At 70.2% G+C, this 22969-nt stretch carries 20 protein-coding genes and 1 other RNA gene; 9 read left to right on the top strand and 12 right to left on the bottom strand.

The window, feature by feature from the left end; all coding sequences use genetic code 11:
- Positions 1-37: 37 nt before the first annotated feature.
- Complete coding sequence (locus ACIBG4_RS30955; protein WP_175587533.1) at positions 38-193, bottom strand: hypothetical protein; 156 nt, start codon at positions 191-193, stop codon at positions 38-40.
- A gap of 215 nt (positions 194-408) precedes the next feature.
- On the opposite strand from ACIBG4_RS30955, the gene ACIBG4_RS30960 reads away from it, so the two are divergent.
- On the top strand, positions 409-1299 hold the full coding sequence (locus ACIBG4_RS30960; protein WP_397204813.1) for an alpha/beta fold hydrolase: 891 nt from the start codon (positions 409-411) through the stop codon (positions 1297-1299).
- Between the two features lie 76 nt (positions 1300-1375).
- Here ACIBG4_RS30960 and ACIBG4_RS30965 read toward each other — a convergent pair whose 3' ends face one another.
- On the bottom strand, positions 1376-2080 hold the full coding sequence (locus tag ACIBG4_RS30965; RefSeq protein ID WP_397204814.1) for a response regulator: 705 nt from the start codon (positions 2078-2080) through the stop codon (positions 1376-1378).
- Positions 2077-3237, bottom strand: coding sequence for a sensor histidine kinase (locus tag ACIBG4_RS30970; RefSeq protein WP_397204815.1), 1161 nt, complete (start codon positions 3235-3237; stop codon positions 2077-2079). Before ACIBG4_RS30970 ends, ACIBG4_RS30965 begins: the two co-directional genes overlap by 4 nt.
- 289 nt (positions 3238-3526) lie before the next feature.
- Here ACIBG4_RS30970 and ACIBG4_RS30975 point away from each other — a divergent pair, with 289 nt between their 5' ends.
- Positions 3527-4171, top strand: coding sequence for a DUF998 domain-containing protein (locus ACIBG4_RS30975; protein ID WP_397204816.1), 645 nt, complete (start codon positions 3527-3529; stop codon positions 4169-4171).
- 229 nt (positions 4172-4400) lie between these two features.
- Here the strand turns inward: ACIBG4_RS30975 and ssrA are convergent.
- The 5 genes from ssrA to ftsE form a co-directional block, all read right to left on the bottom strand.
- Positions 4401-4784: a transfer-messenger RNA gene (gene ssrA, locus ACIBG4_RS30980) on the bottom strand.
- A gap of 396 nt (positions 4785-5180) precedes the next feature.
- Positions 5181-7055: a penicillin-binding transpeptidase domain-containing protein gene (locus tag ACIBG4_RS30985; protein ID WP_397204817.1), complete on the bottom strand. Its 1875-nt coding sequence runs from the start codon at positions 7053-7055 to the stop codon at positions 5181-5183.
- Positions 7052-7519, bottom strand: a complete 468-nt coding sequence (gene smpB, locus ACIBG4_RS30990) for an SsrA-binding protein SmpB (RefSeq protein WP_310715704.1) — start codon at positions 7517-7519, stop codon at positions 7052-7054. The genes ACIBG4_RS30985 and smpB overlap by 4 nt, the downstream gene beginning before the upstream one ends.
- A 99-nt stretch (positions 7520-7618) precedes the next feature.
- A complete protein-coding gene (gene ftsX / locus ACIBG4_RS30995; RefSeq protein WP_355442733.1) occupies positions 7619-8524 on the bottom strand; it encodes a permease-like cell division protein FtsX in 906 nt (301 codons plus the stop codon).
- Positions 8525-8544: 20 nt separating this feature from the next.
- Positions 8545-9234 carry a cell division ATP-binding protein FtsE gene (ftsE, locus tag ACIBG4_RS31000; RefSeq protein WP_185088544.1) on the bottom strand — a complete coding sequence of 230 codons (690 nt, stop codon included), beginning with the start codon at positions 9232-9234 and terminating at the stop codon, positions 8545-8547.
- Between the two features lie 203 nt (positions 9235-9437).
- Here ftsE and ACIBG4_RS31005 point away from each other — a divergent pair, with 203 nt between their 5' ends.
- Complete coding sequence (locus tag ACIBG4_RS31005; RefSeq protein ID WP_355442730.1) at positions 9438-9629, top strand: hypothetical protein; 192 nt, start codon at positions 9438-9440, stop codon at positions 9627-9629.
- Here ACIBG4_RS31005 and prfB read toward each other — a convergent pair.
- Positions 9626-10741 (bottom strand): peptide chain release factor 2, encoded by a 1116-nt coding sequence (gene prfB / locus ACIBG4_RS31010; protein WP_397204818.1) that lies wholly within the window; start codon positions 10739-10741, stop codon positions 9626-9628. The genes ACIBG4_RS31005 and prfB overlap by 4 nt on opposite strands.
- A 47-nt stretch (positions 10742-10788) precedes the next feature.
- On the opposite strand from prfB, the gene ACIBG4_RS31015 reads away from it, so the two are divergent.
- Positions 10789-11829 carry a hypothetical protein gene (locus tag ACIBG4_RS31015; protein WP_397204819.1) on the top strand — a complete coding sequence of 347 codons (1041 nt, stop codon included), beginning with the start codon at positions 10789-10791 and terminating at the stop codon, positions 11827-11829.
- A gap of 57 nt (positions 11830-11886) precedes the next feature.
- On the opposite strand, the gene ACIBG4_RS31020 is transcribed toward ACIBG4_RS31015, so the two are convergent.
- The 3 genes from ACIBG4_RS31020 to ACIBG4_RS31030 form a co-directional block, all read right to left on the bottom strand.
- On the bottom strand, positions 11887-16830 hold the full coding sequence (locus tag ACIBG4_RS31020; RefSeq protein ID WP_397204820.1) for an NAD-glutamate dehydrogenase: 4944 nt from the start codon (positions 16828-16830) through the stop codon (positions 11887-11889).
- A 444-nt stretch (positions 16831-17274) separates the two neighbouring features.
- On the bottom strand, positions 17275-17472 hold the full coding sequence (locus tag ACIBG4_RS31025; protein ID WP_397204821.1) for an anti-sigma factor family protein: 198 nt from the start codon (positions 17470-17472) through the stop codon (positions 17275-17277).
- A complete protein-coding gene (locus ACIBG4_RS31030) occupies positions 17472-18017 on the bottom strand; it encodes a sigma-70 family RNA polymerase sigma factor (protein WP_357634941.1) in 546 nt (181 codons plus the stop codon). The genes ACIBG4_RS31025 and ACIBG4_RS31030 overlap by 1 nt, the downstream gene beginning before the upstream one ends.
- Before the next feature lie 117 nt (positions 18018-18134).
- Here ACIBG4_RS31030 and ACIBG4_RS31035 point away from each other — a divergent pair, with 117 nt between their 5' ends.
- The 5 genes from ACIBG4_RS31035 (at position 18135) to ACIBG4_RS31055 (ending at position 22943) form a co-directional block, all read left to right on the top strand.
- Positions 18135-18779: a DUF4142 domain-containing protein gene (locus tag ACIBG4_RS31035; RefSeq protein ID WP_397204822.1), complete on the top strand. Its 645-nt coding sequence runs from the start codon at positions 18135-18137 to the stop codon at positions 18777-18779.
- Positions 18776-20299 (top strand): DUF1996 domain-containing protein, encoded by a 1524-nt coding sequence (locus tag ACIBG4_RS31040; protein ID WP_397204823.1) that lies wholly within the window; start codon positions 18776-18778, stop codon positions 20297-20299. The genes ACIBG4_RS31035 and ACIBG4_RS31040 overlap by 4 nt, the downstream gene beginning before the upstream one ends.
- Positions 20300-20524: 225 nt before the next feature.
- On the top strand, positions 20525-21307 hold the full coding sequence (locus ACIBG4_RS31045; RefSeq protein ID WP_397204824.1) for a hypothetical protein: 783 nt from the start codon (positions 20525-20527) through the stop codon (positions 21305-21307).
- Positions 21304-21450 (top strand): hypothetical protein, encoded by a 147-nt coding sequence (locus ACIBG4_RS31050; RefSeq protein ID WP_397204825.1) that lies wholly within the window; start codon positions 21304-21306, stop codon positions 21448-21450. The genes ACIBG4_RS31045 and ACIBG4_RS31050 overlap by 4 nt, the downstream gene beginning before the upstream one ends.
- On the top strand, positions 21447-22943 hold the full coding sequence (locus ACIBG4_RS31055; protein ID WP_397204826.1) for a ferredoxin: 1497 nt from the start codon (positions 21447-21449) through the stop codon (positions 22941-22943). Before ACIBG4_RS31050 ends, ACIBG4_RS31055 begins: the two co-directional genes overlap by 4 nt.
- Positions 22944-22969 lie beyond the last annotated feature (26 nt).

Genomic DNA, 22969 nt, shown 5'->3' on the forward strand with positions numbered 1-22969 from the left:
CGTGGCGGGCGCCCGCCCGCCACGCCGGCGACCGACCTCACCACCAGTACCGCCGCCCACCGACGGGACGCCCGACCGATCCGAGGACGAGGAAGACGACGCCGATGAGCAGCAGGATGCCGCCGATCGTGTAGAGAATCGAGATGCCGAGCAGCCACCCCAGCACCACGAGAATCAGACCGAGAATGATCACATTGCCCTCCATGGACAACCGGGACTGACCCGGACTCGGCTCTTCCACTTCCCCACCACCGATCTCTAATCACCCTCGCTCCAGATAAGTCTTCGACCTGGGCTTTCATCGATGATTTCGGCGGGACCTCCGCGCCGGCACGCCCTCCGCGGCGGAAGATCCGCCCAGAACGAAAACATGTGAGCCATAAGTCCGGCACCGGCTAGATTGCCGGAATGCGCGAAGTGATCACCGTGGACGGCCGGACGCTGGCCGTCGAGGAGTGGGGCGTGCCCGACGGGACGCCGGTCATCTATCTGCACGGCAGCCCGATGAGCCGGCTGGCCCGCCACCCCGACGACTCCCTGTTCACCGGCCTCGGCATCCGCCTGATCACCTTCGACCGCCCCGGCTTCGGCGGCTCCACCCCCCTGCCCGGCCGGCGCGTGGTGGACGGGGCCGACGACGTCGCCGCCGTCGCCGACGCCCTCGGGCTCGACCGCTTCGCCGTGTACGGCGTCTCCGGGGGCGGGCCGCACGCCCTGGCGTTCGCCGCCCGCCATCCCGGCCGCGCCCTGCGTGTCGCCTCGATGGCCGGGCTCGCGCCGCGCGACGCCGGGGGGCTCGACTGGACGGCCGGCATGATGGACGGCAACGTCCGCAGCGCGGGGGTCGCCCTGCGGGACCGGGCCGCCATGGTGGAGTACCTCGCCGCGGAGAGCTCCGGCTCATCGGGGCCTCCGCAGCTCCCGGCCACCGAGGCCGCCGTCCTCGGCCGCCCCGAGATCGGCTCCATGCTCGCCGCCGCGTACGCCGAGGCGGTCCGTCCCGGCCTCGACGGATGGGTGGACGACGTGTTGGCGCTGTTCGGCCGCCCGTGGGGCTTCGACCCGGCCGCCATCACCGTGCCGGTGCGGCTGTGGCACGGGGAGCTGGACCCGGTCGTGCCGGTCGCCCATGCGCGCTGGCTCGCCTCCCGCATCCCCACCGCGACGCTCACGGTGCAGCCGGACGCGGGCCACGCCGGCCACTTCGACGCCACCCCGGCCACGCTCGCCTGGCTTCTGGAGCCGCCTTCCCAGCAGACGAAGGCCGGCGGGCTAGCCGGGCTCGCCGGAGGCGGATGAGCCCGGCCGGTGCCGCCATCCAGACCGAGCCGCAGCTCAGCCGGTAGGCGTCGAGGGCGGATCAACGTGCCGTGCGTCAGTGCTGCCGGTCGTCTGCCCCGGGGCCCACCAGACCCTCTTCGTAGGCCAGGACAACCGCCTGGGTACGGTTGCTCGCGCCCAGCTTGGTCAGCACGTTGCCCACGTGCGTTTTGACGGTCTCCAGGCTCACCTGCAGCTGTATGGCGGTTTCTTGGTTGGAATGTCCCTTCGCCATGAGCCGCAGGATCTCGATCTCACGGCCGGTGAGCGCGGCCGCCCCGCCGTCGGCGGTACTCCGCCGTACGGGCCTGCTGACGGCCAGTCGGCGGACGGCGTCCGGGAACAGCACGGAGTCACCGGTGGCCACCAGCCGGATGGCATGCGCGATCTGCTGGGAAGGCGCCCGCTTTCTGATGAACCCACTGGCGCCGACCCGCAGCGCGTCATAGACGTGTTCGTCGTTCTCGAATGTGGTGATCACGATGACCTTCGGCGGGTCGGGCAGCGCGAACCGCAGCCGCCGGGTCGCCTCGATGCCGTCCACGTCCGGCATCCGCACGTCCATCAGGACAACGTCCGGGCGTAGTCGCTCGACCATGGGAAGCACATCGGCGCCGTCAGCGGCCTCGCCGACGATGTCCATGTCAGGTTTGGCCGACAGCAGGGCCCGCAGTCCGGTACGTGTGAGCTCGTCGTCGTCGACGATGAGGACAGTGACCGGCGGGTCGGGAGCCGGGGTTGGGCCGGCGCTCGCGTTCACGGCACCGACGATAGTGGGATTCGTGCCGCCAGCCGCCAGTGTGCGCCGTGCTCGTCCGTACGACCCGCCGACACCTCGCCGCGCAGCAACCGCACCCGCTCGGCGATCCCGGTCAGCCCGTGCCTTCGCTCCCTGCCAGGCCGGAAGGGCACCTTGGCGTCGATCGGGTTGATGAGCTCCACCTCCAGCCAGCCGTCCTGTGCAACGACCCGCAGACTGATCCCTGCCATCTCGCTGTGCCGCAAGGCGTTGGTCAACCCCTCCTGGATGATCCGGTAGGCCTCCCTGGACACGGTGGCCGGTACCTTCGCGAGGTCTCCGGCGGTCTCCATCCGTAGCCCGGCTCCGGCCTGCCGGACCCGCTCCGTCAAGGGGCCGAGGTCGGCGAGGGTCCGCTGCGGGGTCGTGGGCGACTCCCCTTCTCGCAGGACGCCGAGCACATGGTCGAGGTCGTCCATCGCGGCACGGGAGGTCTCCTCGATGCTGCTGAGGGCGCGTCGGGCCGCCTGCGGATCGCTGTCCATCAGCTCACTGGCGACGGCGGCCTGGATGGTCGATGCCGTCAGGGTGTGCCCTATCGAGTCGTGCAGTTCCTGGGCCAGCCTGTTGCGCTGGGCCAGGAGATCCCGCTGCGCCTCCACGGCGGCCAGCCGCTCGGCGGGCCGACGGCCGAGGAGGATCGTGGCCAGCAGTCGCATGGCTGCCGCGCCGCCGACGGCGACGTAACCGGCGAGCGCCAGACATCCGGCGCAGACGACCGCCGCCCACAGGCCCTGCCACCCATGCTCAACGTGGAGGGTCCACCCGTAACCCTCCACTGGACCACCACCACTCAGCCAGACCGAGAGGAAGATGAAGGCCACGAAGACCGACAGGCAGGTCACCACGGTCACCGCCCCACCGACGGCCATGTGTGCGGTCAGGTACGCCGAGGTCCGGAGTCGGTCCACCCGGGACGTCGGCGATTCCAGCGGGGCGGAAAGGCCGGTGCCCAACAACTGGTCGGCCAGCCTGACGCACCCCCGACGCGCCGCACGAGGAGCGCCCATGGCCACGAGCACCGCGCACAGGGCGAAGCCGAATCCCACGACACGAAGCGGCGCCGGCCACTTCGGCGATGCCACGACGAGCGCCGCGACCATCGGCGGGAGGCTCATGACCGCGCCGATACAGGCGTGTATCCAACCCCGGTACGTGGCTCTGCTGAAGAGCGTACGAATCAGTGTGCCCACGGCCTGCACCGTACCTTCAGGCCGCTCGGGGCGCCTCCCTCGAAAGAGCCAGGACCGGCTCCCGCTGTTCAGGGACTCATCTTTCCCTCGTCGCAGCGAAGCGCCGGAACACCGCCGGCTGAGAACGTTCACGAAGAAGAAAGTGACTCGATCGGGGCCCTGAAAGGCAATCGTGAAATCAATTCCCGCGTCGTACTCCGAGACTCGCACGTCCGTGGCAGCGAGGATCGGGGCGGCCATCTGGATCGTCGCCGCCGTGCAGTTCTTCGTCGCCCAACTGGTTGCGGAGTACGGCTGGCGCACTCCCTACAGCTGGGCGGCGAACAACATCAGTGATCTCGGCAACGTCCACTGCCAGATCTGGGATGCCTCCCGGCCTCGGTATGTGTGCTCACCGCTGCACGCCGTCATGAACGCCGGCTTCGTCGTCCATGGTGTCCTGCTGCTCGCCGGCACGCTGCTGGCCGGTGCCTGCTGGGGCCGCGGCCGGATAGCGGCGAGTGCCCGCGTTCTGCTTGTCATCAATGCCGGAGGGTGGGTTCTGGTCGGCCTTGTTCCCGCGGACGTCGACGAGAACCTTCACGTCCTGGGCGCGCTCCTCATCATGGGGCTGGGAAATCTCGGACTCATCTGCACCGGATTCTCACCCCTGGGTTCCCTGTTCGGCAGACTGCGCCCCATAACCCTCTCCATAGCCGCCGCCGCGGTGCTCGGCGCGTGGCTGTTCTTCAGTCAGCACGATCCCGGAATCGGAATGGGCACCCTGGAACGTGTCGCGGCCTTCGCCATGGACGCGTGGGTCGTCGTCATGGCCCTCGCCATACTCCGTGCCCACCGATCGGACAACGCGGGCGTATGACAGCCGTCAGCACCATCGACGGCGACAACGCGTGCCACGCCCCCCGGACGACCGCGAACCTCGTGGCGCGCATGCCCGAGCCGCACGAGAACGCGCTCGCCGACGACGACCCTCGGGTGACGGCGGACGAGCCACTCGCGCCTCTCCTGCACGTACAACGCAGAAACGGCGGTGCCCGTGAGGACACCGCCGTTGCTGACACCACGACGCCGCAAGCGACGTCGTACACAGGTGGAGGTGGCGGGAATCGAACCCGCGTCCTTCAACCCCAAGACAGGGCTTCTCCGGGCGCAGCCTGCTGTGCTTTTCTCAGCCCCGGCGATCACGCAGGCGAGTCGCCGACGGGCTCAGCCACTGTGAGATTTCCCGATCGCCCCCGTGGCCGGGTTGATCGGTTGAGCCTTCTAACGATGTCAGACACCGGGCCGAAGGCGCTCCCGGGCTGACAGAGGTTTCGCTACTTAGGCAGCGAGAGCCAGGGAACCCTGGCCGACCTCAGTGCGCTTGGAATTGGCACTTGTTGTTTGCGGTCACAGGATTAACGAGGTTATGTCCGCAGTCCTCGGCCCGCTTCACCTGACTTGCAAAGTCGAAGTCGAAGCCAGTCACCCCCTGTGCAGTTGTCAACACGGTCCCCGCTCTCGCGGCGACCGAGCAACATGAAGATACCCCTGATAACGGCTCCGATGCCAACTTGATTCCCGGAGTCCGCCACGTGTTCACCGCCGGCAGCGCGTGGCACCCGCCCGAAGGCGCGCGAAACCCCCGGGGGCGCGGCCTGAAGCGCACGCCCCCGGGGGCCGACCGGCAGGGTCGAGCCGGTCCGACGGCAGGACTTCCCCCGAGATGAAGTCCTGGTCTCATCGCGATGACTGGAACCGCAACCCCCCGAGCGGCCCAGTCACTCTGTAAGACGCCACCGGAGGCCCGCCGGGTTGCTCCCCCGTGTCAGCGTTGCGCCAGCACCTGGTCACGGAACGGCATGAGCGCCCTCACCGGGGGCGGGCGATCAGGTCTGGTCGCGCAGGGCGCCGAAGAACTCGCCCGCGATGGCCGCCGGGTCGTAGCTCTTGGCCAGGACGGCGATCGCCAGGTCGCCCTGCCAGCCGACGAACCACCGCTGCCGGCTCTCCTCCTCGCCCGCGGGCGCGGTCACGCCGTACACGGTGCCGTCGCCCGCCTGCGCGGGCGTGCCGGCCGCGCCGGCCCGCATCATCGCGGTCAGCGCCGTGCGGACCTTCGGGTCGAGCGGCACCGGCCGCGGCGCGGGTACGGGCGTGATCTCGCCGGCCGGGTCGGGCGAGACAGGGTCGGTGACGAGCACCGGCGGCCGCCACGTGCCGGAGGCCACGGCCCCCGCGACGAGCGCCATGGACAGCGGGCTGACCTGCACGTTCTGCCCCGCGATGGCCCTGGCCTTGTCGGCGTCGCTGCTGAGCTCCCCCAGCGAGCCGCTGAACGACTTGAGCGGGAGCTGCCACGGCTGCCCGATGCCGAACGCCTGGGCGCTGCGCGCGAGCGCTCCGGCGTCGACGCGGCGGGCGAGGGAGGCCAGCGCGGTGACGCAGCCCTTGGCGAAGTTCTCCTGGAACGTCGGCGCCGCCTCTGACACGCCGCTCACCTGGCCGGTCTCGACGAACCGGGCGCCCCCGACCGTGCGCTCGGCCGGGCACGCCAGCCGGAGCCTGGTGCTCACGCCCGCCTTGACGAGAGCGTCGGTGGCCACGATGGAGAACGCGGTGCCTGCCGGGTACTTGCCGGCCAGCGCGTCCTTCTCCTGGTTCATCCCGCTCGTGGCGACGGCCCGGATCTCCCCCGTCGACTTGTCCACCGCGACGAGGGCGCCCGCCTCGCCCTCGGAGAGCGCCCGGTCGGCGGCCTCCTGGACGGAGCTGTCGATGGTGGTCTTGACCGGCTGGTTCTTGCGGCCGGGCCACTCCTTGAGCAGCGTGACCTCCTTGCCGGTCTTGGAGTCGAGGATGACCACGCGGGTCTGGGTGGAGCCGGTCAGGTAGTCCTGGTACGCCTTCTGCAGACCGCTCTGGCCGACGGAGTCGCCGGCGCGCTGCGGCCCGCCGAGCTTCTGCTCGGTCTGGGGCGTGAGCGCGCTGACCTTGCCCACGATGTCCTTGGGCTCCTTGGGCGCGAACGGCTGCTCCTGCGGCTGAACCGTGAGCTGCGCGATCTGCCCGAGCCTGTCCTTCAGCTGCTGGTAGCGCTTGCTGCCGAAGTGGGCGAGCGGCACGAACTCGTTGGGCGGCGACGACCGGATGCGGTTGAGCAGCCGGTCGTGGGCGAACCCCGTCTCCTTCGACAGCTGCTGGACGACCTCCTCGGCCCGCGCGCCGAGCTGCGACGGGCGCACCCCGGCCACGTACACCACCTGGGAGGTCTGCAGCGACAGACCGGTGCGGTCGTCGATCGGCTTGCGCTGGATGGCCTGGGGGTCCACCGCGAACCGCTGCCCCTCCTTGAGCTGCGGGTGGATGACCGAGGGCGACCAGCGCACCTTCCACACGCCGTCGACCAGGTGCAGCGGCAGCCTGCCGTCGTAGACCCAGAGCGGGCTGTTCTCGCCCAGGTCGACCTCGGCCCGGAAGTCGGCCTGCGACTCGTCGCCGTTCAGGCTGACGCGCTTGATCTTGAAGCGGAAGGACGCGGCGTCCAGCTCCACCTTCACGTCCGAGAGCGTCTTGCGCACCGCCGCCTCGTCGCCGTCGGTACGGCGGGCGGCGAGCGCGTAGTCACCCGTCTGCCAGCCGACGAGGAAGTCGCGCAGCGCGTCGTGCGGCGACGACTCGTCGAGGCACCCGGTCAGGGTGGTGGACGCGGCCGCGACGGCGAGCGTCGCGGACAGCGTACGGCGAAGACGGGAACGGCTCATCGGTTGCGGTGGCGCAGTGCCCTGGCCATCTCCCGCTTGGCCTGCTGCTCGGCCAGCGACTGCCGCTTGTCCCAGTCCTTCTTGCCCCGGGCCACGCCGATCTCGACCTTGGCCCGGCCGTCCTTGAAGTACAGGGAGAGCGGCACGATCGTCAGGCCGCCCTCCTTGGTCTTGGCGGCCAGCTTGGCGATCTCCTTGCGGTGGAGCAGCAGCTTGCGCTTGCGGCGCGCGGCGTGGTTGGTCCACGTCCCCTGGGTGTACTCGGGGATGTGGACGTTGAGCAGCCACGCCTCTCCGTCGTCGATGCTGGCGTAACCGTCGACGAGCGAGGCGCGTCCTTCGCGCAGGGACTTGACCTCGGTGCCCTGCAGCACCAGACCCGCCTCGAAGGTGTCCTCGACATGGTAGTCGTGCCGAGCACGCTTGTTCTGGGCGATGACCTTCCGCCCCGTCTCACGTGGCATGTCTCGACCTTACCGGCGTCCGGAGCGACGAGCAGGACCGCAGAGAGCGAGCCTGCGATGCCAGCGGAGGTCCGTCGGGAGTGCGACCATGAACACGGCTCAGACCCTGAGATAGCGGCGGAGCGTCACGAACGAGGCCAGCACACAGATCACCACGCCGATCACCATGGTCAGCGTGATGGCCTGCGCCACCTGGTCCCAGCCCAGCTCGGCGCCGATGGCGACGAACCGGCTCAGCTCCTCGAACATGAAGACCTTCGCCACGATGAGCATGACCGCGGCCAGCACGCCGCCGATCAGGCCGGCGATCATGCCTTCCATCACGAACGGGAGCTGGATGTACAGGTTGGAGGCGCCGACCAGGCGCATGATCCCGGTCTCGCGGCGGCGGTTGAAGGCCGACAGCCGCACCGTGTTGCCGATCAGCAGGGCGGCGGCGAGCACCAGGATGATGGCCACCGTGAGGGCCCCGGATCTGAGCGTGTCCAGCATGCCGAAGAACTTGCCGATCAGCTCTTTCTGGTTGATCACCTGAGAGACGCCCTGCTGTCCCTGCATCGCCTGGATGACAGGTTGGTAGATGTCGGGGTCCTTCAGCTTCACCCGGAACGAGGTCGGCATGTCCTTGACCGTCGTGGCCGCGAGCAGCGCCTTGTTGGAGGCGTAGGTCTGCTTGAAGTTCTCGTAGGCCTGCGTCTGGTCCTCGTAGATGACATCGGCGACGCCGGTGGTCTTGAGGAGCTTGTCCTTGAGCGCCGCGGTCTGCTGCGGAGTGATGGCCTTGCCGCCGCACGACTCGGCGGGCGAGGTCCTGTCACAGAGGAAGACCGAGATCTCGACCTTGTCGTACCAGAAGTCCTTCATCATGCCGACCTGGGCGTTGATCATCAAGCCGACGCCCAGCATCGCCATGCCGACCGCCACGGTGATCACCACCGCGATCGTCATGGTCAGGTTGCGACGGAGGCCGATCCAGACCTCGGAGAAGATGAAATTCGCCCGCATGGTTTGCCTGCTGCTCCCTGTCAGTACGCCTGGCCGTAAACGCCACGCGACTGGTCGCGGACGATCTTGCCGTCCTCCAGCTCCACGACACGCTTGCGCATGGAGTCGACGATGGCCGCGTCGTGCGTGGCCATGACGACAGTAGTGCCGGTCCGGTTGATCCGGTCGAGCACCTTCATGATGCCGATGCTCGTCGCCGGGTCGATGTTGCCCGTCGGCTCGTCGGCCAGCAGGATCATCGGCCGGTTGACGAACGCGCGGGCCATGGCGACGCGCTGCTGCTCGCCGCCGGACAGCTCGTCGGGCATCCGGTGCGCCTTGCCCTCCAGGCCGACCAGCTCGATGACCTCGGGCACCACCTTGCGGATGAACCGCCGCGGCTTGCCGATGACCTCGAGCGCGAACGCCACGTTCTCGTAGACGTTCTTGTTCGGGAGCAGGCGGAAGTCCTGGAACACGCAGCCGATGCGGCGGCGCAGGTGCGGCACCTTGAAGTTGGAGAGGCGGCCCAGATCCTTGCCGGCGACGTGGATGGCGCCGGAGTTGGGTCGCTCCTCCTTGAGTACCAAGCGCAGGAACGTGGACTTGCCTGATCCCGAGGGACCGACGAGGAACACGAACTCGCCCTTGTCCACGTCAACCGAGACGTGGTCGAGCGCGGGCCGGTTCTGGTTCGCGTAGACCTTGGTGACATTATCGAAATGGATCACGAGAGCATCACGGCATGCCAGTCTAGGGGTCAGGACGGAAGCGAGGGTGGCACATGCCCACTTCCCGCCGCGCGGCTATCGGGGACGCCAGGTTTTACCAATGATCGACGTTCCGATTGGCCAGAGGACAGTCTAGGGGGAAGACTGGCATGGAACGTCCATAACGGAAACAAAACGATTGTGCGGCTACACTTGGGGCTGACATGAGTTGCCAACACCTCGTCTGCGCGCAGTGCGCCCACCCCGTCATCGAGGGGCGCTGCGCCTTGTGCCGCGCCAATCGCGAGCGGCTGCACAACCACGGCTTCGCCGGGCTGTCACCCGCTCTCATCGTCGGGCTGCTGCTCGCGCTGCTGTTCCTGACCCTGGTGCTCGAGCACCTGAGCCGTCTCTAGGCGGTCTCCGACTCCTGCCGGCGCATCCACCGGATCTCCGACTCGATGAACCCGTCGAGGTCGCCGTCCAGGACCGCCGTCGGGTTGCCCGCCTCCGTGCCCGTGCGCAGGTCCTTCACGATCTGGTACGGGTGCAGCACGTAGTTGCGGATCTGCGTGCCCCATGACGTGGTGGTGGCGCCGCGCAGCTCCGACATCTTCTCCGCCTCCTCCTGGCGCTTGCGCTCCAGCAGCTTGGCCTGGAGCACGACCATGGCCGTCGCGCGGTTCTGGAGCTGGGAGCGCTCGTTCTGGCAGGAGACGACGATGTTGGTCGGCAGGTGGGTGATGCGGACCGCCGAGTCGGTCGTGTTGACGCCCTGGCCGCCGGGGCCGGACGAGCGGTAGACGTCGACGCGGATCTCGTCCTCGTTGATGTCGATGTGGTCGGTCTGCTCGACGACCGGCACGATGTCCACGCCGGCGAACGAGGTCTGCCGGCGGCCCTGGTTGTCGAACGGGCTGATGCGCACCAGGCGGTGGGTGCCGTGCTCGCCGCGCAGCGTGCCGTAGGCGTAGGGGGCCTTGACCGTGAACGTGGCCGACTTGATGCCGGCCTCCTCCGCGTAGGAGGTCTCGTAGACCTCGGTCGGATAGCCCTTGCGCTCGGCCCAGCGCAGGTACATGCGCAGCAGCATCTCGGCCCAGTCGGCGGCGTCGACGCCACCGGCCTGGGAGTTGATCGTGACGAGCGCCTCGCGCGCGTCGTACTCGCCCGACAGCAGGGTGCGGACCTCCAGCGCGCCGATGTCGGAGCGCAGCGTGGCCAGCTCCTTGTCGGCCTCGGCCCGCGTGTCGTCGTCGGCCTCCTCGGCGGCCAGCTCGTAGAGGACGTTCAGGTCGTCCATCCGGCGCGCCAGTCCGTCCACCCGGTTGAGCTCGCTCTGCAGGTGGGACAGCTTGCTGGTGACCTTCTGGGCCTGCTCGGGGTCGTCCCACAGGTCGGGGGCGGCCACCTGCTGCTCCAGCTCCTCGATCTGCTTGCGCATCCCGTCGAGGTCGAGGACGTCCTGGATGCTCCGGAGCGTGCCCGCGAGCTCGTTGATCTCTTCTGCCGGATCGATGACTGCCACGTCTCCCAAGGGTACGCGACCCTCGCGCGCCCGAATAACATGGCGAGGTGCGTGCATACGGTCGGCTGAAGGCGCTGGCGCTCGCCGGCGGGCTGCTGGCCGGTGCGGTCGCCTGTTCGAGCGGTCCGGCCGCGCCCGTGCCGGCCCTCACGGGCGCGGCGGTCACCTCCTCGGCGTCCGCCGCGCCGGCGCTGCCGCTGCCGGCCGTCACGCCCGCGCAGGCCGGCGAGGTGTTCTCCACGCTGACGGCCACCGACGACGTGCTGCGGGCCGCCGCGCCCAAGCTGCGCGACGGCACGCTGCGCGACGCGCTCGACCTCACCCGCGACGCCGAGGCCCAGCTCACCACCGCCGCCTACCAGTCCACCGGCTTCCGTCCGCGGCGCTACGAATGGGGCTCGCCCGTCCTGTACGTTCCGCGCTTCCCGACCGGCCCCGGAGCGCCGGCGCCGTGGTTCACGGCGCTGGTGACCCGCGACGGCCATCCGACCCTGGTGACCTTCGCCAAGGGCGCCGAGTGGCAGATCAGCGCGGTCACGCGGCTGCTCGACGGGCAGGACCCGCCGCCGGTCCAGCTCGACGCCGAGGGCTACGCGACGGCACTGGCCCTGGGCGACAAGAGCGTCACCATCAGCCCGCAGTACATGGGCCCCCTGCACGCGACCGTGGCCGAGGCGGGCGCCACCGGCGTGACGGCCGGCCTGATCGCGCCCGGCCCCTACACCACTGACCTCGCCGAGGAGATCAGCCATGAGCGCGAGCAGGCCAAGGGGTCCGGCTTGAGCTACGACTCGATCTTCAGCGGCAACGACTACCCGGTCTACGCGCTGCGCACCCGCGACGGCGGCGCGTTGATCCAGTACTCCCTGTCGCGCAACACGACCACGACGACGCGGACGGACGAGAAGGGCCCCGGCATCCCGGTGCCCGACGACGCCGAGTGGGCGGTCGACACCAAGACGGTCCGGCGCACGCTGAAGCTGACCGAGACCCACCAGTACGCCACGGTCGTCCCCCCGGCTTCGGCTCCGGCCGCGGCCCGGGTCATCGCCCATGAGGGCTCACTCACCCGCGCCTCGGGCGAGTGAGCCGGGGCGGTCGAGGCGGTACGGCCCGCCCGCGGCGGGACGGGCCGTACCGGTGAGTCAGGACTCGGCGTGCGGGAGGTTGCTGGTGGCGACCAGCGTGCGGACGGCACGCAGCGCGACCGAGAGCGTGGCCAGGTCGAAGTTGTCGCTCTCCCAGATCTCCGACAGCGTCTGCCTGGCGCGGCTGACGGCGGCCGAGTTGGCCTCCGTCCACAGGGCCAGCCGCTCCTCCGGCGACAGGCCGGACGTGCTGTGGGCCAGGACGTCTCGGGTGAGCGAGGCGTGCGCGGCGTAGAGGTCGTCGCGCAGCGCCGAGCGGGCCATCGCGTTCCACCGGTTGTCACGCGGCAGGGCGATGACGCGCTCCCGGAGCCGGGCGAGCTGGAGCCGGTCGGCCAGGTCGAAGTAGACCTCGGCCACCTCGTTGGCCGGCCGCTCCGTCACCGCCGAGACCTCCACCAGGTCGAACGTGGAGTAGGCGGGCACCATCGCCGCGACCCGCTCGGCCAGGTCCACGGGCACGTCCCGGGCCACGAAGGAGTCGCGGCGCTCCTCGAAGGCCGCCAGGTCGGGGCCGGTGAGCAGCTTGGGGATGTGCGCGAGCAGGCCGTTGACGCCCTTGAGGAAGAAGCCGGCCGAGCCCGCGAGGTCGAGCGGCGGGCGGCGGTTGGTGAGCAGCCAGCGGGTGCCGCGCTCGGCCAGCTTGCGGGCCTCCAGCAGCATGGCGATCTGCGTGCTCGTGTCGACGACGTTGTCCAGCTCCTCCACCTGGCGGTAGAAGCTGGGCAGGTCGAAGACCTCGCGGGCGACCAGGTAGGCGCGCACGATGTCGGGCGTCGAGGCGCCGGTCTCCTCCGCGAAGCGGAACATGAACGTGGTGCCCATGGAGTTGACCAGCTCGTTCACCACGCAGGTCGTGATGATCTCGCGGCGCAGCGGGTGGGCGTCCATGTACTCCCGGAACCGCTCGCGCAGCGCCGACGGGAAGTACGACACGAGCCAGGACGCGAGGTACGGGTCGTCGGGCAGGTCGGAGGCGAGCAGCTCGGCGTCCACCACCAGCTTGGTGTAGGCGAGCAGGACCGAGAACTCGGGCGCGGTGAGCCCGAGCCTGGCCTGGCGGCGCTCGGCCAGCGTCTTGTCCGACGGCAGGAACTCCAGCTCCCGGTTGACCAGCCCTTCGCGTTCGAGCCGCCGCAGGTAGCGGGCGTGGATGTGGAGCATCTCCACGGCCTGGGCGCGGGCGGCGGCGAGCACCACGTTCTGCGCGTGGTTGTCGCGCAGGACGAGGTGCGCGACCTCGTCGGTCATCGAGGTGAAGACCTCGTTGCGCTGCGTGTCGGTGAGCCGGCCGTCGCGGACGACCTGGTCGAGCAGGATCTTGATGTTCACCTCGTGGTCGGAGGTGTCGACGCCCGCGGAGTTGTCGATGAAGTCGGTGTTGACCAGGCCGCCGTTGAGCGCGAACTCGATGCGGGCGAGCTGGGTGAAGCCGAGGTTGCCGCCCTCGCCGATGACCTTGCAGCGCAGGTCGGCGGCGTCGACGCGGAGCGGGTCGTTGGCCTTGTCGCCGACGTCGGCGTTGGACTCGGCGCTCGCCTTGACGTAGGTGCCGATGCCGCCGTTCCACAGCAGGTCGACCGGGGCCTTGAGGATGGCGCTGATCAGGTCGTTGGGCGCCAGGGAGTTGACGCCGGCGGGCAGGGCGAGCGCCTCGCGCATCTGCGGGGTGATGGAGATCGACTTGGCGGTGCGTGGGAAGACGCCGCCGCCGGGGGAGATCAGCTCGGGCGCGTAGTCGGCCCACGAGCTGCGGGGCAGCTCGAACAGGCGCTGCCGCTCGGCGAAGGAGGCGGCGGCGTCGGGCGTGGGGTCGATGAAGATGTGGCGGTGGTCGAACGCGGCGACCAGGCGGATGTGCCGTGACAGCAGCATGCCGTTGCCGAACACGTCCCCGGACATGTCGCCGACGCCCGCCACGGTGAAGTCGGTGCTCTGGACATCCACCCCCATGGTGCGGAAGTGGTACTTGACCGACTCCCAGGCGCCGCGGGCGGTGATGCCCATGACCTTGTGGTCGTAGCCGATGGAGCCGCCGGAGGCGAAGGCGTCGCCCAGCCAGAAGCCGTACTCCTTGGCCACGCCGTTGGCGATGTCGGAGAACGTCGCGGTGCCCTTGTCGGCGGCCACGACCAGGTAGGGGTCGTCGCCGTCGTGCCGGACGACGTCGGCCGGCGGCACGACCTTGCCGTCGACGAGGTTGTCGGTGACGTCGAGCAGGCCGGAGATGAACATCCGGTAGCAGGCCACGCCCTCGGCCAGCACTTCCTCGCGGGAGCCGGACGCCGGGGGCCGCTTGACGACGAACCCGCCCTTGGAGCCGGTCGGCACGATGACGGTGTTCTTCACCATCTGCGCCTTGACCAGGCCGAGGACCTCCGTCCGGAAGTCCTCCATCCGGTCCGACCAGCGCAGGCCGCCCCGGGCCACCTTGCCGAAACGCAGGTGGACGCCCTCGACGCGGGGCGAGTACACGAAGATCTCGTACTTGGGCCGCGGCAGCGGCAGCGCGCTGATCGCCTGCGAGTCGAACTTCAGCGAGATGTACGGCTTGCGACGCCCGTCGACCGTCTGGAAGTAGTTGGTGCGCAGCGTCGCCCGCATCATCTCCAGGTACGCCCGCAGGATCCGGTCCTCGTCGAGCGAGGCGACCTCGTCGAGCGCGCCCAGGATCTCCTCCTCCAGGGCGCCGGCCAGGTCGGCCCGCGCGTCCTCGGAGCGCCGCGGGTCGAGCCGGGCCTCGAACAGCCGCACCAGCAGGCGCGACAGCCGGACGTTGCCGGTCAGCACCCGCTCCATGTACCGCTCGGAGTAGGCGCTGCCCGCCTGGCGCAGGTACTTGGCGTAGACCCGCAGGATCTCGACCTGCTCCCAGGTCAGGCCGGCGCGCAGGATCAGCGCGTTGAAGTTGTCGGCCTGGATCCGGCCGCTCCACAGCGCGACGAGGCCGTCCTCGAACAGGCGCTTGACGTCGTCGCCGGCGGCCTCCTCCGAGGCGGTGAAGCGCAGGCCGAAGTCGTAGATCCAGCAGTTGCGTACGTCCTCGCCGGGCCCCCCGGAGTTCTCCTCCAGGGTGACGCCGGTGGCGGAGTCGGGGACGGCCGTCCGGTACGTGTCGATCTCGTACGGGCGCTCGTCCACGACCTCGACGCCGAGCCGCTGGATGAGCGGCAGCGCCTTGGACAGCGAGATCGGGCGGCCGACCTTGTAGATCTTCAGCCGCCGCTCGCCCTCCTCGGCGTCGTCCGGCACATACAGGTCGATGTCGATGGCGTCGTCGTCGCCGGCGGCCAGCCGCTCCAGCCGGCGCACGTCGGCGACGGCCGTCTCGGGCGAGAAGTCCGCTTTATACCCCTCGGGGAACGCCTGCTGGTAGCGCCTGACCAGGCGGGGCGCCTCCTCCTCGGAGGACGTCTCGGTCAGCGCCACGGCCAGGTCGTCGGGCCAGGAGCGGGTGATCGCGGCCAGCCGCGCCTCCAGCTCCTCGACGTCCACCTCGGGCTGCGGCAGCTGCTTGCCCCGCTCGCCGCGCACGACGACGTGCAGCCGGGCCAGGGCGGACTCGCCGATCATCGCGCTGTAGTCGAGCGACCTGCCGCCGAGCGCCTTCAGCAGCACCTCCTGCATCTTCAGCCGTACCTGCGTGGTGTAGCGGTCGCGCGGCAGGTAGATGAGGCAGGAGATGTAGCGGCCGTAGTCGTCGCGGCGCAGGAACAGCTTGACCTGCTTGCGCTCGCGCAGCCGCAGCACGCCCAGCGCGATCGGCAGGAGCTGGTCGATCGAGGTCTGGAACAGCTCGTCGCGCGGGAACGTCTCCAGGATCTCGATGAGGTCCTTGCCGTCGTGGCTGTCGGCGGCGAGCCCGGCGCGCTCCAGGACCGCGCCCAGCTTGCGCCGCAGCACGGGGATCCGGGAGATCGACTCGTTGTAGGCCACGTGGGTGAACAGGCCGAGGAAGCGGCGCTCGCCGATGACCTCGCCCTCGGGCGAGAACAGCTTCACCCCGATGTAGTCGAGGTAGGCGGCCCGGTGGACGGTGGCGCGGGAGTTGGCCTTGGTGATGATGAGGAGCTGCTTCTCGCGGGCCTTCGCGCGCACCTCGGGCGGCAGCACGGAGAAGCTGGTGGAGCCGATCTTGTCGTCGCGCAGGATGCCGAACGCCGTGCCGGGCAGCGCGCGCAGCGCGTCGCCCTCGTCGGTGCTCTCCAGGCGGTACTCGCGGTAGCCGAGGAACGTGAAGTGCCCGTCGGCGAGCCAGCGCAGCAGGTCGAGGCTGTCCTCGACCTCGGCCGGCTCCAGCGGCGGCGGGTTCATCGACAGGTCCTCGGCGGTCTGCACGGCCAGGGCGCGCATCTTCGAGAAGTCCTCGACCGCGTGCCGGACGTCGGCCAGCACCCGCTGGAGGTCGCCCTCCAGCCGCTTGAGCGCCTCGGGGTCGGCCTGCCGGTCGATCTCCAGGTGCATCCACGACTCGACCATGAGCTGGCCGGTGACGTCCTCCTGGCCGCGGCCGAGCATGCGGCCCGTCATGTCGCGGCGCACCCTCATCTGGGGGTGGACGAGCAGGTGGATGCCGATGTCGTGCCGGTCGAGCTCCATCGTGACGGAGTCGACCAGGAACGGCATGTCGTCGGTGACCACCTCCACCACCGAGCGGCCGGGGTCCCAGCCGTGCTCGGCCACCGTGGGGGTGTAGACCCGGACCGTCGCGCGGCCCTGCGGGCGCACCGCGGCCAGCCGTCGCTGGGACATGGCCGGGCCGTACACCTCGACGGGGCCGCGGTCGAGCAGGTCCTCCGGCGCCACGTGCCGGTAGTACACCCGCAGCAGGGCCAGTGCCTCCTCGGGACTCATGTGGTCGCTCACGGCCGCGTACCTCTGCGCGGCTCGCTGGAGCAACTCGTCCTTGGCCTCGTCGAGCTTGGCCTCGTCGAGCGGCATGTCGCTCTCACTCCTTTGTGAGGGTTTGCCATACATGTTCATAGCCAGGCCTCTGGTTCCCACGGGGGCGGGAAGTAGTACGCGCGCGTCATCGCCCGCGAACGGCAAGGGCCCATCGGACCGCCCGTGCCCGGACCTTCTGTGTCCGGCACGGCGCCGGTCCGCATGCGGGGGCCGCCGCGGTGAAGCGGCAGGCCACGCTGGGAAAAGGCGGTGCCACCAGCATCCCACAAGGCGGGCGCGCCCGCCTTGGAGAAGGGAGTGACGTGCCGACGCGGCGGAGCGCCGCGGGATGGCGGGCCGTCTTCTTCGCCGGCCCATCCGTACGGGAGGATGGGCGCAGCCGTGTCGGGCCCCACCGAACACCTCCCCCAGATCGCCCGGCCTTCGGTCGGCCGGACGCATGCCTTGCCGTACCGATATCACCCGAAAAGGGCGAAGACGTCAACGTGACATCGACATGGGGGGATCGTCCTCGGAGGCGGAGGGGTGGTGCTTCAACTCGTCGAGCTGGTCGGGGAGCGTGGCCAGCTCCTTGAGCTCCTCCTGGCATGACGCGCACGCGTCGAGGTGACGCTCGAACGCCTTCAGCTCCTCTTCGTCGAGGACGCCAAGGACGTAAGCGGCCACCTCTTCGTGCATCAGCCGGCTACCCCCTTGTCCCGCAGAAGCTCGCGCAGAGCGCGGATCCCGTAATACAGCCTTGACTTCACCGTACCCGGTGGGATCCCCAGTATCTCCGCCGCCTCGCTTATCGTACGGTCCCGGAGATAGGTCTGCTCAATGACTTCGCGGTGCTCCTCCGACAGGCTTCGCAGCGCGTCGGCGACGACGATCGCCGACAACGCCCGCTCGGACCCGTCGGGGACCGCCAACATGTCGACTTCGGGGGGTTCGACCTCATGGGGCCGGACGCTCTTGCGCCGGCGACCGTCGATCACGATGCGGCGGGCCACGGTCAGCAGCCACGCCCAGATGAGACTCGGTTCCCATTGCAGTCTTGCCGAGTTACGCCAGGCCCTGACGAGCGTCTCCTGTACGACGTCCTCAGCCCATTGAAGATCGTTACCGGTCGACTTGCGTATGTGGCGCAGCAGAGGGCCGCCGAACTCCTGGTAGAGCACCGCGATGCGATGCTCCGCCTCGGCATCCGCACTCTCGAACCTGCCGTCGAGGTGACTTAGCACGGGGCACATCTTTACACCTTCGTTATGCGTCCGGTAGCCACTCCGATAACTCCAGTCATTTCTGACTATTCGCCGTTATGAGTGAACCGGTCCTGGAGGCTCCGCGTACCTCCGGTCATGCACAGGCTTCTACGCGGTGAGGTCCTCATGTTCGGCGGCTTCGCCGTGGCCGCGGTGGCGACGATTTTCCTGGTCATGCCATCGTCGGCCGCGCCCGTGTCCGCCGAGTGGACGGTGCTGCCCTCCGGCCCGCTGGGGCCGGCCGACCGCGACCTCCTGGTCAAGGTACGGCAGGCAGGGCTCTGGGAGATACCCGTCGGACGGTACGCGCAGGAACGCGCGGGGTCCGATCGGGTCAAGGACGTCGGCATGCATCTGGTGGAGGACCACACCAAGCTGGACGTGGTCACCCGCCGGCTCGCGGCCAAGCTGGGCGTGCCGCTGCCCGACCAGCCCAATCCCGACCAGCAGAGCTGGATGGCTCAACTGGCGGCCGAGAACGGCCCCGCCTTCGACCGGGACTTCGCCAACCTGCTGCGCGCGGCGCACGGGAAGGTCTTCACCGTCGTGGCGGGCGTCCGATCCGGGACCCGGAACGGCGAGGTGCGCAAGTTCACCCAGCAGGCGGTGAACGTGGTCATGAAGCACATGACGCTGCTGGAGTCCACCGGCCTGGTCGACTTCGACGAGCTGCCCGAGCCCCCGACCCCCTCGGCCACTCCACCCGCCCCCGCGGCGGTCGAAACGAGGAGACAACCATGAGTAAGTCGAGACGCATGGCCGCGGCCATGTCCGCCCTGGCCGTGGTGGCCGGCGGTCTGGTGTCCGCGGCCGTCTTCAGCGTCAGCCCGGCGCTCGCCGACCACTGCGACCCCGCAGAGCAGGGCCACCAGGAGCAGACGACGACGAGGGCCCAGCGCCAGGGCCAGCCCACGCAGGCGCCGGACGGCCAGGACCAGGACAACCAGGACCAAGGTCAGCAAGATCAAGGCCAGCAGGACCAGGGCAACCAGGACCAAGGCCGGCAGGACCAGGGTCAGGACCAGAACAACCAGGACCAGAACAACCAGGACCAGGCCAACCAGCCCCCCGACGGTCGGCAGCAGAACACGAACCAGCGCAACGGCGACCAGCAGCAGAACACCGACCAGCAGGGCGACGGCGGCGGTGCGCTCTCCCCGGCGCCCGACCCGAACGGCCAGGACCAAGACCAGCAGGACCAAGGGCAGCAGGACCAGGGCGACCAGCAGGCCGACCAGAACGGCCAGGACCAGGACGACCAGCAGGCGGCCCAGCCCACCCAGTCGGCGAACCCGCTGTTCCGCCGGCGCGGCCGGGGCAACCAGCAGCAGCCGACCCGGCGGCCCACCGCCACGCCGTCCCCCACCGCCACCGGCGGCGGCGAGGCGGAGTGCGCCGACCTGGGCCCGTTCCTGACCGACTTCGTCGACATCCGCCAGGTCCAGCAGACCTCGATCGACCCGCCTCGTGGCGGCCGGGGCGGTTCGCGTGGCACGTTCGTCTCCGCGTGCGGCACCAACCGCAACGGGCACAACAACCCGGACAACTTCATCGTCGCGCCGGGCGTGTCGAACGGCGCCCACCACCTGCACGACTACGTGGGCAACGTGTCCACGAACGGGTTCTCGACCGACGAGAGCCTCTCGGCGGCGGGAACGACGTGCCGGTTCGGCGACAAGTCGACGTACTTCTGGCCGGTGCTCCGCGACCGCAAGGTGGACGTGAACGTCAACGACCCGGACGGCAACGTCGGCCAGGTGCTGCGTGCCCGCTCGGTGACGCTCCAGTTCCGCGGCAACCCGACGTCCCGGGTGACGGCCATGCCGCGGTTCCTGCGGCTGATCACCGGTGACGCCAAGGCGGCCACGAACGGCGGGGCCAACGCCCGCGCGGCCTGGAGCTGCACCGGCTTCCAGAACCGAATCACCACGAAATATCCGCTTTGCCCGCGGGGTAGTCAGGTGCTGCGTATTCTGGACTTCCCGAGTTGCTGGGACGGGCAGAACACCGACAGCGCCAACCACCGCACGCACGTGGTCTTCCCTGACCAGAGCGGTGCCTGCCCCGGAGGTATGAAGGCTGTTCCGCAGCTGCGGATGACCCTCTCCTACAGCGTTCCGCAGGGTCCCTCGTTCGCCGTGGACGCCTTCCCCGAACAGCAGCACAACCCCATCACCGACCACGCGGACTTCGCCAACGTCATGCCCGACCGGCTGATGTCCTTCGTGGTCGACTGCATCAACCGGGGCCGCCGCTGCTGACCTGATCACGCGCCATCCACCGGGTCGCCCGCCGGCCCCGCCACCCGACACCGCCCTCCCGCCGTACCGCGCACGAGCCCGCCTCCCCGGGCCGGGCGCGGCGGCGAGCCGGAGCGGCGGTCACGGGCCGGCGGGCGCCGGACGGGCGATCTGGGTGGACGGCGAAAGATCAGAACGGCCCGGACCCTCCCGAGGCGCACCCTCAACTGACCTTGGAGGGAAAGAATGCTCCACAGACGACACCCTCGGCACGCGCCGGCCAAGCTGGACACCAGGAACGTCCGGCTCGGCTTGAGCGCGGCCATCATGGCGCTGGCCCTGTCGGCCTTCGCCCTGACCAGGACCGACCGCGGCATGTCCGTGTTCGGTCAGGGGGTGAGCTTCCTCGAGTTCTACGCCGGGGTCTTCGCCCTGGTGCTGCTGACCGCCACCGTCGGGCTCGGCCTGCTGACGACCGAGCGCGTCTTCCTCTCCCCGTCGAACCGCGTCAGGGCCCAGTTCGCACACCGGGCCACCGCCGCGATCGGCATGGGTTACATGTTCACCCACATCGGCCTCATGGTCAGCCTCGGCCACGTCCCGCCGGCCGCGGCCGTGATCCCCGTGGCCGGTGTCTGGGTGGGCTTCGGCGCCCTCGCCTCCAACCTCATGATCGCGGTCGTGGTGACGGGCGTCATCCGGGGACGCTTCGCGGTGACGGGCAAGCCGTGGATGTGGCGGACGATGCACGCCGGCGCCTACCTGGCCTGGCCGGTGGCCATCCTGCACGGGCTGACCGCCGGCCGCAACGCCGCGGCCTGGGTCACCTGGTCGTACTCGGCCTGCCTGGCGGCGGTCGGGTCGGCACTGCTCGTCCGGGTGCTGGCCACGGTCCTGCGCCCGGCGGTACGGCCCGAGCTCGTGCCCACTCCCGCGGTCTCCGACGCGCCCGCGGCTCGCCGCCTGAAGGAGGTCGACGCCCCGGTCAGCCTGGCCGCCGCACGGCGGAAGTACAGGGAGGCGGGATGATCCCGCCCCGCGCCTCCCAGGAGACCCCCGCTCCCACGGGGCTCCCCGTCTTTCAGGAGACCCCCGCTCCCGGGGACCTCCGCATCACCAAGGAGATCTCTCTCCTCGCCCCCCAGGAGACGACCATCCAGGAGACGTTGTGATCCCGCACCGAGCACCGGATGTGCTGCGGCTGGGCCCCGCCCGGCTGACCGCCGGGCTGGACCACACCAGGCGGCTCGACCTGCCGGCGCACCGCACGCTGCACGGCGAGCCCGCCCCCCGCGACGTGGAGACCCTCATCGCGGAGGTGAACGAGGTCGACATGCGCGGCCGGGGCGGCGCCGCCTTCCCCTTCGGCCGCAAGCTGCGCGCCGTCGCCGACGCCGCCGGCTCCCGCGAGAGCGTGGTGCTGGTCAACGGCGCCGAGGGCGAGCCGGCCAGCTCGAAGGACGCGATGCTGCTCATCCGCGCCCCTCATCTCGTCCTCGACGGCGCCGTGCTGGCCGCCGAGGCGCTGAACGCCCGCGAGGTGATCGTCGCCACCGTCCGCGGCGAGGTGGCCGAGTCCTCCATCGCCGCCGCCGTGGCCGAGCGGCGCGCCGCCAAGGTCGCGGGCGCGACCGAGAGCCACATCCCGATCCGCGTGGTCGGGATCGAGGAGCGGTTCATCTCCGGCGAGGGCGGGGCACTCGTCCGCGCCGTGAACGGCCTGGAGGGCATCCCGCCGGGCCGCAAGAAGCGGGCCGCGACGAGCGGCGTGGACGGCCTGCCTACCCTGCTGTCCAACACCGAGACCTTCGCCCAGCTCGCCCTGCTCGCCGAGCTTGGCCCGGAGAAGTACGCCGAGGTGGGCACCAGCAAGGAGCCGGGGACCGTGCTGCTCACGGTCAGCGGCGGCGCCGCGACCAACGTGGTCATCGAGGCGCAGACGGGCACGCTGCTGGCCGACGTGCTCGACCTGTGCGACGCCGAGCCGGGCGAGGGCGTGCTGATGGGCGGCTACCACGGCGCCTTCCTGACGCCCCAGGCGGCCGTTTCGGCGGTCATCTCCCGCGAGGGCATGAAGCAGGCCGGCGCCGACCTCGGGGCGGGGATCATCGTGCCGCTGGGCGAGGCGACCTGCCCGCTGGGCGAGGCGGCCCGGGTGGCCGCCTACCTGGCCGCGCAGTCGGCCGGCCAGTGCGGCCCGTGCCGGCTGGGCCTGCCGGACGTCGCCCGGCAGCTCCTCGCGCTGGCGGACGGGACCGGCTCGACCGACGCCGTGCGCCGGGCGGTGCGGGCCGTCGAGCGGCGGGGCGCGTGCTTCCACCCGGACGGCACGGCCAAGTTCGTGCTGTCGGCGCTGGACGCGTTCGAGAGCGACATCGCGCTGCACCTGGAGTTCGGCTCGTGCGGCCGGCCGGTGCTCGGCGTGCTGCCACTGCCGGAGCAGGAGGTGGAGCCGGAGTACCGGCTGGACGTGGACTGGACCCGCTGCCAGGGGCACGGGCTGTGCGCGCACCTGCTGCCGGAGTTCGTGGAGCTGGACGAGTACGGCTTCCCGTCGTTCCGGACCGTGCCGGGCTGGATGGCGAAGGATGCGCGCCGCGCGGTCGACATGTGTCCCGCCCTGGCGCTGCGCCTGGCCGAGTCGTCGATGGCGCGCACAGGCTGAGCGGCCCCGGGCCCGCCGGGAGGGGC

Source organism: Nonomuraea sp. NPDC050383 (assembly GCF_044459125.1).
Classification (GTDB): Bacteria; Actinomycetota; Actinomycetes; order Streptosporangiales; family Streptosporangiaceae; genus Nonomuraea.